8 protein-coding genes and 1 pseudogene are annotated in these 9,963 nt (G+C 33.2%); 5 read left to right on the forward strand and 4 right to left on the reverse strand.

Annotated elements, in window-relative coordinates:
* Positions 1-361: IS3 family transposase (locus tag BT156_RS21365; RefSeq protein WP_139255559.1), on the reverse strand; the 361-nt coding region annotated here is incomplete at its 3' end.
* 187 nt (positions 362-548) lie between these two features.
* On the opposite strand from BT156_RS21365, the gene BT156_RS21370 reads away from it, so the two are divergent.
* The 4 genes from BT156_RS21370 to BT156_RS21385 all read left to right on the forward strand — a co-directional run bounded on the left by BT156_RS21370 (position 549) and on the right by BT156_RS21385 (position 3,526).
* Positions 549-1,229, forward strand: a complete 681-nt coding sequence (locus BT156_RS21370; protein ID WP_072412945.1) for a DUF4253 domain-containing protein — start codon at positions 549-551, stop codon at positions 1,227-1,229.
* Between the two features lie 68 nt (positions 1,230-1,297).
* The gene (locus BT156_RS21375) at positions 1,298-2,008 is read left to right on the forward strand and encodes a hypothetical protein (RefSeq protein ID WP_072412946.1); all 711 of its coding nucleotides are present in this window, start codon (positions 1,298-1,300) and stop codon (positions 2,006-2,008) included.
* 128 nt (positions 2,009-2,136) lie between these two features.
* A complete protein-coding gene (locus BT156_RS21380; protein ID WP_072412947.1) occupies positions 2,137-2,910 on the forward strand; it encodes a hypothetical protein in 774 nt (257 codons plus the stop codon).
* Between the two features lie 55 nt (positions 2,911-2,965).
* Positions 2,966-3,526: a hypothetical protein gene (locus BT156_RS21385; RefSeq protein WP_072412948.1), complete on the forward strand. Its 561-nt coding sequence runs from the start codon at positions 2,966-2,968 to the stop codon at positions 3,524-3,526.
* 332 nt (positions 3,527-3,858) lie between these two features.
* Here the strand turns inward: BT156_RS21385 and BT156_RS21390 are convergent, their stop codons facing one another.
* The 3 genes from BT156_RS21390 to BT156_RS21400 form a co-directional block, all read right to left on the reverse strand.
* Positions 3,859-4,602: a hypothetical protein gene (locus BT156_RS21390; RefSeq protein WP_228430225.1), complete on the reverse strand. Its 744-nt coding sequence runs from the start codon at positions 4,600-4,602 to the stop codon at positions 3,859-3,861.
* Complete coding sequence (locus BT156_RS21395; RefSeq protein WP_072412949.1) at positions 4,590-8,195, reverse strand: hypothetical protein; 3,606 nt, start codon at positions 8,193-8,195, stop codon at positions 4,590-4,592. The genes BT156_RS21390 and BT156_RS21395 overlap by 13 nt, the downstream gene beginning before the upstream one ends.
* Positions 8,196-8,330: 135 nt before the next feature.
* The gene (locus tag BT156_RS21400; RefSeq protein WP_072412950.1) at positions 8,331-8,876 is read right to left on the reverse strand and encodes a hypothetical protein; all 546 of its coding nucleotides are present in this window, start codon (positions 8,874-8,876) and stop codon (positions 8,331-8,333) included.
* An 862-nt stretch (positions 8,877-9,738) separates the two neighbouring features.
* Here BT156_RS21400 and BT156_RS22690 point away from each other — a divergent pair.
* Positions 9,739-9,963 (forward strand): annotated as a pseudogene (locus tag BT156_RS22690) (IS982 family transposase); the annotation flags it as partial.

The raw sequence follows: 9,963 nt of genomic DNA on the forward strand, positions 1-9,963 counted from the left end.
GGATATACGTAATATCAGACACCCAGACCTCTTTACTGCTTGTAACCTGAAAATTTTGATTCAAATAATTTTCAGCAACAGGGTATCGATGGGATGAGTTGGTAGTTTTCTTAAATTTTTTCTTTACAATACTTCTCAGGTTGCGTTCTCTCATTAGTCTGGCCACCAAAGGACGTGAAGCTCTCATTCCTTTTGCTTCCAGTTCTCGGGCAATACGAGGGCTTCCATATCTCCCACGGCTCCAATGATAAATACTAAAGATTTCTGCTGATAAAATGGCTCTTCTTTCTGATTGCTTACTCGGTTTTCTTTTCTTCCAATGATAAAAACTGCTCCTGCTTACCTTTAATACTTCGCACATTGAACTTGCAACTATTTTTGAGACAAAATTTATATACTTCTTTATGCTACATTTTTAGATTCCGCATTTTTTTGTAAATTTCATCAACAAAAAGTACCATACTTATTATAAATTTATTAAACTAAAGTTGTTTTACAAAAAAATGAGGAATGCGACTTTGATAATTTAATGATACTAAAAAACACAAATGAAAAATATCATTACTTACTTATTCTTTTTTTTAGCTTTGATTTCTTGTGAACAGACCAAGAAACTGAATACAGATGAGACAAAGCTCATACAAGAAATCAATTTAGACCAGGAAATTGCAGAAAAAATAAAAGGATTGTCAACCGGAGTTTTTGAAGTTAGCAAAGGAAATAAAGACAGAGATATTCTTTTCGAAGATTTTCAAAATTTAAAAAACTATTCTAAAAACTTGCCGAAAGCAATAAAAATAAAGGCGACAGCTGAAAATGCGAGTCAAATTGTCAAAAGGTTCAAACAAGTACTGAAAGACAAGAAATTAATTGTTTACAAATCAGCAGAAAATTATGGTAATCAAGATGATATAATTACTATTCTTCAATCTGATAATAAGTTTGAAGCATTAATCTTTGAGGCTACAAATGGTGTAAACTATGACATCCACACCCAACTGATAATCGATAGATTAAAAGATTGGGATTCAAAATATGGGATTGAACTGGACGGAGTTGGTGGTGATTTCGTTTCAGGGGAATTTAAAAATAAACCAACAGACATTCCAAAATTTACAAAAGAAATGTATGATTTCTGTCCGGATATCGTAGAACAAGGTGTCGGAAGTATAAAAGGACTGGAGAATACACTTAAAGAATCAAATCAGTTCTTCCTTTGGTGGGACTAAAACAGACATCCTAATTCTAAAGCGCACTACTTTCTTTTCCAAATAATTCCTGAAATAATAAAGAAGAAATGAGAAAATACTTTTATTTGGTTATTAGCTTTTTTGCATTTGGTTGCAATTCAAAATCAGAAAAGAATACCTCGATTGCCCCAAACAAGTCTGCTATAAAAAATGAAAAAATAAAACCCAGTGGGAAAGAAGTTGTTGAAAAACTGGAAAAGCTCAATTTCTTCAATCTTACAGAAAACGATGATCTTAATGACGAAAAAACAGAATTAGAAAAATCTTATAATGAACTCAATTTCTTTGAAGGAGCATTACAAGGCGAAACATTGGAATTTCTGGATAATCGTTTTTATTTCATTGATAGCGAGGAACTTTTTGAGGTCGGAGGCTTAATAAATTATTTAAAAATAATAAAGCCTGTCTTTGAAAAGCTAGGCTTGAAATTAAATTATTCCAATGAAAATAGTTTTCAAAATGACAAGCATTGGAGACATACAATAAAATTAAACGACAGAGAGTATGTTGCTTTTAATAATAATTTTGGAAAGCAGGATTGGGACATTGCCTACGTTAGGTTTCTCGAGATGCTGAACGAAGAATTGAAAATACAAAATAGTGAAGAAAGGTTTTATCCTATTTCATCTCAAAATGACGGAAGAATTGTTTTGCTCACTAAAAAACAATTTGAATACATAAAAGAAATTTATCCAAATGACAAGGAACATCCCAAAGAATTAGCAATTTGGAAAAAAGAAAACAATCTAAATCAATAATCTAGGTATTGTGAATGGACAAAATATTAAATCAAAATGCTTTATTTAATCATTAAAATATAATTTTGAGTTTAGATTCTCCAATGAAAAAGCTAGACCCAAATCTATATGACTTTAAAATAAATAATATGAAAAAATTGACTCAAAAATTAATATTTACCATTGTTTTAAGCTTTTCTATTATCTATTTAAAATCTCAAATTAAAGAAAATATTATGACAAATGATTGGATTGTATTTACCAAAGACTTTGACTTTTCAGAATCTTTTAAGTCAGAATTATCAAAACAATTAGAGGAGAAATTGTACAAGCTAAACAATTTGGAAAATAATCTGAAAAATCCAATAAAGCTTGTAATTGGAATGGAGGATTTAAATCAAAGTATATCGGATGGATATATTTTTATGCCTGCCAATGTTTATATTAATGAGACCGATGAGATGTTTCCGATGACAATCTGCTGGAATTCAACAGATTTTATCGATTTGAAAGAAATTCAAAAAAGCAATCTTGATGGGAAAAAAGTAGATTTTGAATGGTGTAAGGATTTTCCATTTGAAGAATTAAAAGATATTCTCACTCAAGAAAAAAAATATGAACAAATCAATAATCTGAATTACATAATTAAACCTAAATATTATCCTGATTTAATTATCAATTTTAATATTAAAAACCCACTAACACAAAGTGAAATAGAAATTATTGAAGATCTTTTCAAAAAAAATAAGAATGTTTATGTTGCTAATTTTATTGATAATTATATAATGCTCGATTTTCAAATTGATTCTATGAACTTTAAGGAAGAGGATTTTTATAGAGATATTGAATACCTCAAATCTTCAATCAAAGAAATATCGGAATTGGAGCTTTCGAAGAAGATTCAAAATATCGAAATAAAATAGCTTTTTCAGACAATTCATTGTAAGATTAAAACAAATTAAATAAAAATTACAAATTATGGGAATGGACTACTCAATTGAGCCAAAAACGGAAGACGAATATGCTGAATATGCTGATTTTCCGGAGATGCTTTCATATTTTTTTGAACAAATTGGAGGCTATGGTGATACTAGCGTTGTTTCACAACTTGAAAAAATTCTAAATATCGATTTGAGTATTTTTCAGAAAACATATCATCCTGAAATAGGAATGGATTTTGAAGAATTTGAATCTGAATTCTTGGATGAATATAAAAACACCGAATTCAAACCAGATGACTATTGGATAAGCATAGATATTTTGATTGGAAAACTAAATGAATTCAAACAAAAAATTGATAACAACAGTCAATACTTCTCTGAAATTATTTTTAGCCCAAACGGTGAAACCAGCAAGATGCTAAAAATGGACATTCTGGATATGCTTCGTTATCAGGAGGAAAACCCATTAACAATATATCCTGAGAATAATGGAATAATTACTGATGAAAATCTGAAGTCTTCAATTTCGGAATTGATAATTACATTGGAAAACCTAAAAAAAGAAAATATTGAAGAGGTTAGACTACATTATGTGTAACACTCAACCACCTATAATAACGACTTTTCTCTTTGCAGATGTTTTTTATCTAAAATCTGTTCGTGGGAGGAAGCCCATCAAAGTCAAAGATCTTTTTCTTTTTTGGATTGAACAAAAATAAGCATTCCTTACTTTTTATACAATACTGAAACTTCTTTTAGTATTACCATCAGACTGTACAAATATTGGTACAGTCTGATGGTGAATAACTTACATTCTCAACCAACTATAATAACGACTTTTCTCCTTTGCAGATGTTTTTTATCTCAACTGCTGTTCGTGGGAGTCCAGCTCCCGTAATCTGTAAGAAGTTGTTCAAAATTTAAAAGTCATTATGGTTTCCAAAACGACCAAACTGTGCCATTAAAAACAGCCAATTGTTTTTTTACGGTATCATAGGCCATCATGCCTGGTGCAGGATTTATAATGTTTATATGCGGACTTGCTACTTTAGGCAAAACCATGGCTTTATTTGTATCAGTAAGCACAAGTATTCCTATTGTGGTATCCGTTGCTCCGTTGTTACCTATAGCTACTCTAGCACCATTAACTTCAGCTTTACTATCTTGCAAGGAAGAATCGACATTATTAAATTGAGTAAAAGTAACATCATTATTTGAGGTATTTTTTACAACCAATGGGAAAGTAGGATTTCCTGTAAGATTAAACCAGGCTCCTGCCTTTCGGTATTTCATTTTCTTATCAGAAAGATCAAAAATAATTGTTCCATCCACTATGATTCCCGGCATTCCTCTGTAGCCAGTTCCGGTTGTAGAATTATAAGCTACAGGATTATTAGCAACAGTAGATACCCATGGAACTACTATTCCTTTCGCATTATCTGCTAAATCATAAAATTCTAGTGAGATGGCAGATCCGGGAGTTATAGAGCTCTTACCTATTGCCACCTGTGACAAGGCAGCAGTTGCATAAAATAATGATAGTGTTATTATAAATTTTTTCATTGTTCTTTTTTTAGTGAAGAAGATAAAGAGGTGATTGGGTAATTTTGTTTTTTTATCTATTTTAAAATCTTCACCTCTTTTATCATTTGTAATTAGTATTAATCCGGACAAGCCTGAGTATTAAAGCAATGCCAAGCTGCTGCGGAATCTCCTTCTTTGATAGTGTAGATTTTTAAGCAATCAGCTTCTTCATCATATATCATCATTCCTTCAACAGCATTAGTAATTTGGCTTAAATCGGCAGTTGCAGAAACTCTGTTTACAACAAATCCTTTTTCCTTGGACTCCAGAACTGTCCATGCACCTTTACGAACCATTGGCCAGCTTCCGCTGTCTGTACCGGCTCTTCCTAATGCAGTGATACCAAGTTTAGTCTCCAAAACCGTTCCCGCAGTTACTGCCGGCTTGTAACATAATGACATAATGGTAATAGTAATTACATCAGATGTTTCAGTACATCCCCCTATACTTGTCACTAATACTCTGTAATAAGTGGTTGCTGTTAATGCTCCGGGTGTATATGTAGCTGCTGTTGCTCCGGAAATATTGGTAAATGTAGAATTATCAGAAGATACTTGCCACTGTATGGCACCTGTAGAGCCAGTAAGTGATAATGTTGCAGGTGTATTTCCTGAAGATAGGGTCTGATTGGCAGATATCGTACCTGCTACTGCTAAAGCGTTAGCCGTTACAGAACTTCCGATCCCTTGTCCTTGGTCTGTTGCAATATCGGCAGCACCACCAGAATTTACAACAGTTGGGACTCCTTGAGAATCTACTGTATTTCCTAAATTTTGATTAGAAGCTGTAGAACCTGTTCCTGCAGTAACTGTTCCTACGGCTGTTGTCAATTGTGCTGTGGTTACGTTTTCACTGCCTTCTATTGCATCTAAGCAACCATCGTTATCGGAATCCAAATCTAAATGATTAGGGATTCCGTCTCCGTCTGTATCTATTGAACTACATATACCATTAATAAAAACATCAAATGCAAAAGCCCAAACATCAGCAGCTACTTTTAATGTAGTGTTTGTACCAATAGTGGATTGTGTTTGATCGCTTATAAATATCGTAGCATCAGGAAAGAAAACTATTTTTTCATCTCCATCCCTTACAAAGGTGGCTTTTCCCTGTATATCTGCCATTGCTGTCTCATATCTTCTTGTTTCAGAATTAATAGACATTTGGACGGTTCCAGACATATTAAATGCGGTTTCGGGCCAATAACCGTTGGTAAACACAGCCTCACCAAGCGGACCATAAGGAGAACTTGGATTACTGTTTGGATATACATTGTTTAGAATATATCCATAATCGGCTGCATTATTCTGTAAGACAACCACTCCTTTGTCATTATTGGATGCCCAAGCCATAATTCTGGCATTTGTTGCGGTTAATAGTTTGTCTGAAGTCGTTTGTGCATCTAGTGCTGATGAACCAACATAGAAAATATCTATCTTATCCGTTAACAGCTGAGCTTCGGTAATAGCAGTCTGCGTGGCATAAGGTACAAATGTGACTCCCGGAAATTTATTATATGTTCCACTCAAACTGAAGTTTACAGGATTAGATAACATATTAATCATTAAGCCACTTTTCCCGAGTGTTGTGTCTAAGTAACCGATTCTTAAATTTCTGTTTAATAAATTGCAAGTCAACCCTTCAGTGGTATCTAAAATTCCATCATTATCATCATCTAGGTCGCTAATATCAAGATAACCGTCTCCATCGCTATCAATACATTTTTTAATAGATCCATTAATTGCCTGAGGGTTGTAAGTACTCAAATAATCAGGAATTCCGTTTAGATTGGTATCTACGATGTCTGCTAATCCATCGCTGTTACTGTCTGTTGATGATCCTGCTTGTGAGACAAAAGCAAAATTTGATACACCAGAATTGGTTGCTCCTGCTTCTAGAGCATCGCTACATCCATCTTGATCGGAATCTAAATCCAAATGATTCGGTGTTAAATCTCCGTCGGTATCAAGCCAGGTACATTGGTTATCCAGATATTTATCGAAAACATAAGCCCAAGTATCAGCTATAGCTTTTTGGTCATCTGTAATGGGTGTTGCATTGGTAGCTTCTGAGTTATAGATGGTCGCATCAGGGAAGATCACCAAATTATATTCTCTGTCTGTGATTACCACAGGTCTAAGATTGGCATCCAGCATTAAGAAATCAAAAGTTCGGCTCAAAGACTTAATTGTCATCTGAACTGTACCGCCCTGATTGAGAGAAGGAGTTGGCCAATATCCATTGGTATAATAATCTCGGCCTAAAACACCTACTGGTGTATTTGGATTCACATTGTTATCGGTTACTGAATATCCATAATCTATTGCATTATTTTGAAGGGCAAATATTCCTTTTCCGTTATTTTTAGCCCAAGTGATTAGAATAGTATTCACGGATGTAGGTATTTTATCGGAAGAAGTAGTAGCATCAGAACCTGAAGACCCCACGAAAAATATATCGATATTTTGAGCAAGTAAATTGGCTTCGGTAACCGAAGCTGCAGTAGCAAATGGGATAAGAGTAACACCTCTTACTTTATTATAAACTCCATTTGCTCCAAAATTATTGAGGTTATATAAAAGATTTGTAGCCAAACCATTATTACCTGCTCCAACGTTTAAATAACCAACTCTTATATTTCTATCCAATCTTCCACAAAATTCGCCCTCTTCCGTATCTAATACACCATCATTATCATCATCTAGATCTATCGGATTAGAAACGCCATCACTATCTGTGTCAACACAAAGTTTTTGAGACAATTTAGCTGCATACTTTCTATAAGTAGAAACGTAATTTACCGTACCACTTTCTGTGCTGGTTTCTAAAGAATTTGCTAATCCGTTAGCTCCATAAGGACCAGGGATTACACTAACTGTTTTGTTTGCGGTTGCGCTCCCTTCGTAAGCATCTGAACAACCGTCTCCATCACTATCAGAGTCCAAATGATTGGGTATTCCGTCATTATCAAGATCATCATTACATGCTCCCGGTTTTGGATGAGCAGAAGGATTATAAACGGGAGTAGATGCTGCTAGTGAATATATTTCGTGTATGGTAGCAGTTCCGGCTGTAACTGACGTTGCATTACCTGATGTGGAAGTTCCTATATATCTTATTTGATAATATAAATATTCTGTCGTTGAAGTATTATTGAACGTAACAGTAGTACTTGAAATGCTTATTCCATTACCCGTAGTAAGTAAAGTATAGCTTATCCCATCTTGAGAACCGTACAGTTTTGCATATCCGCTACTTGACATTCCGCTCGAAGCCTGTATTACTGTTAATGATTTAATAGTAATGGGAGTAGGATATTTTATAGTGAAAATAGATGAACCTGATGTAATTGTTTGGCTGCCAGCAAAATTGTAAGCGGCTGCAACCGTACCATCATTGATATTATCATTGTAAAGAAGGGGAATATCTATTCCTGCTGCAGGATCTGTTCCTGCTCCGTTAAGTGTTGAGATAACGGAAGCAACACGGTTGGCTTCATATACCGTAAAGAAACAATTCGGGCTTTCTTCAGCATCCGGAATACCGTCGTTATCATCATCTAAATCAACGGAATTGAGAACTCCGTCTCCGTCAGTATCCTGTGCTTTTATTAGATTGGTAGATATTCCTACCATTAATAAGAACACAAGTAAGTTTACTAAATGTTTTAATTTTATTATCATAAATTGTATTGTATTTACCTTGTTTTTTGCAAAAAAAATCCCGCTTCGATAGATTTATCGAAAAAAAATGAACAAATTGAGGAAACCCATTCTGCGTAATACTTGAATGATTTCTTGATTTGAATAATTAAACTATTATATGTAAAGGAAAGTTGGAGGAGGCCGGATAAAGAAATTTTTTGTAATAAAAAATATTTTCAATTCACAGCAATCAATATCAATCTTTAGACTTTCTTTATCTAAGAATAATGAGTGAAAAGAAATGCTAGTCAATACGCCTGTATTGTATTTTGAAGAAATATTGCTAATTAATATTCCGCTATTTAAAGCAGAGATTCGGGTGTTCCAAAAAAAATGTTCTGATGATTCTTTAATGCAAATATTGTTGACAGATACTGCATATTGGGGAAGTTTTACTTTTTTTTGGATATTTTTTATCAGCGATTTGGGTTTTGTTACTGTCTTTAGGGTTTGCTTTTTAGAAGCAATTTTATAATTTTCGGACGGATAAAAACCAATCAGCACAGTACCTTTACTAATGAATATTTCGGATTTTTCAATATTTTCTGAAAAAAAATGAGTTTCTTCTGCATGGTTAGGATTACCATAATGAAATGCTATTGTAGAATCTGTTACGAATATCTTAGCAGAAATAAAACCAAATACAAAAAATAGAACCATACAACACAACTTCCATAGACAATGGATGCAGTTGACATCTGTATTTTTCGGTTTTAAATATGACTTCATTTATGATTCGTAAACTCTTTTACAAAAGAATACAATAGTTGTTTAATGTTAAAAAAAGTTGATACCCATCATATACCCGAAATTTTAAATTACAGATTTACAGCCGTTTATATGGAGTCAAAAAGCTTTACCAGCTAAAGGAAGGCGAAAGGGAATTTTAGGTAGACTTTCTATTTAAAATTAGATTTAAGCCAAATATGAAAATCTTGATGTGTGGGTATATTTAGTTTTTTTCTCAAAAGATGTTTCCTATTCTGAATAGTTTTGGATGACTTAAAAATATAATCTGCAATCTCTTTGGTTTCAAAATTCAAATAAATATAAGCGAGCAGGATTAATTCGCTAGTCTGTAAATTCAGATTTATGGAGAGCAATTTATCTTGGAAATAAGGATATACTTCCGAAAAGCGAGTGTAAAAATTTGGGTCATTCTTTTTTGCCAATCTATTAAGAATAACAAAAACAAAACAGGCAAGTTTTCATTGGGAACGAAACCAGCCTGTTTCTTTACTTTTCATCTTTGTGCTTCGTATGTATTTTAAAATCTTTATCAAAAATAGATCGAATAACATAGAGGTGCGAAAATGAAGATACCCATTAGCTACCCTAACTTGTAAGTAATTAAGGAATAGACAAATACAAAACTATAAAATGAAATGAAATCTGAGCGTTCAATAAAAGAAATTAATTAACCTGAGCTCGGGATAAGAAACAGAATAAAAATTTGCAATAAAAAGCAATAATTCGTATATTTAAGTTTCTGACATTCAAATATTTAAACGAACTATTGCTTATGATTTTGAAAGACCAAATTACAAATATTTTTGTACAAGTTGACGATTTTTGTAAAGAATTTGACTCCCAAATCAAGCAAATGAAACTTCAAACACTCGGAGATCACAAAAAGAGAAGAAACAGAAAATCGGTAATGTCGGATTCTGAAATCATTACCATTATGATTGGCTTTCATTTGGGCGCTCACAAAACGTTTAAGCATTATTATAAGCAAATTGTTTGT

Origin of the sequence: Chryseobacterium limigenitum (genome assembly GCF_900114875.1) — a bacterium.
Classification (GTDB): domain Bacteria; phylum Bacteroidota; class Bacteroidia; order Flavobacteriales; family Weeksellaceae; genus Chryseobacterium; species Chryseobacterium limigenitum.

What these genes read in the sequence shown, in the direction of transcription:
- BT156_RS21370 (WP_072412945.1), top strand. Translation starts at nt 549, where the DNA reads ATGAAAAATATCATTACTTACTTATTCTTTTTTTTAGCTTTGATTTCT.
- BT156_RS21385 (WP_072412948.1), top strand. Translation starts at nt 2,966, where the DNA reads ATGGGAATGGACTACTCAATTGAGCCAAAAACGGAAGACGAATATGCT.
- BT156_RS21380 (WP_072412947.1), top strand. Translation starts at nt 2,137, where the DNA reads ATGAAAAAATTGACTCAAAAATTAATATTTACCATTGTTTTAAGCTTT.
- BT156_RS21375 (WP_072412946.1), top strand. Translation starts at nt 1,298, where the DNA reads ATGAGAAAATACTTTTATTTGGTTATTAGCTTTTTTGCATTTGGTTGC.
- BT156_RS21400 (WP_072412950.1), bottom strand. Translation starts at nt 8,876, where the DNA reads ATGGTTCTATTTTTTGTATTTGGTTTTATTTCTGCTAAGATATTCGTA.
- BT156_RS21395 (WP_072412949.1), bottom strand. Translation starts at nt 8,195, where the DNA reads ATGATAATAAAATTAAAACATTTAGTAAACTTACTTGTGTTCTTATTA.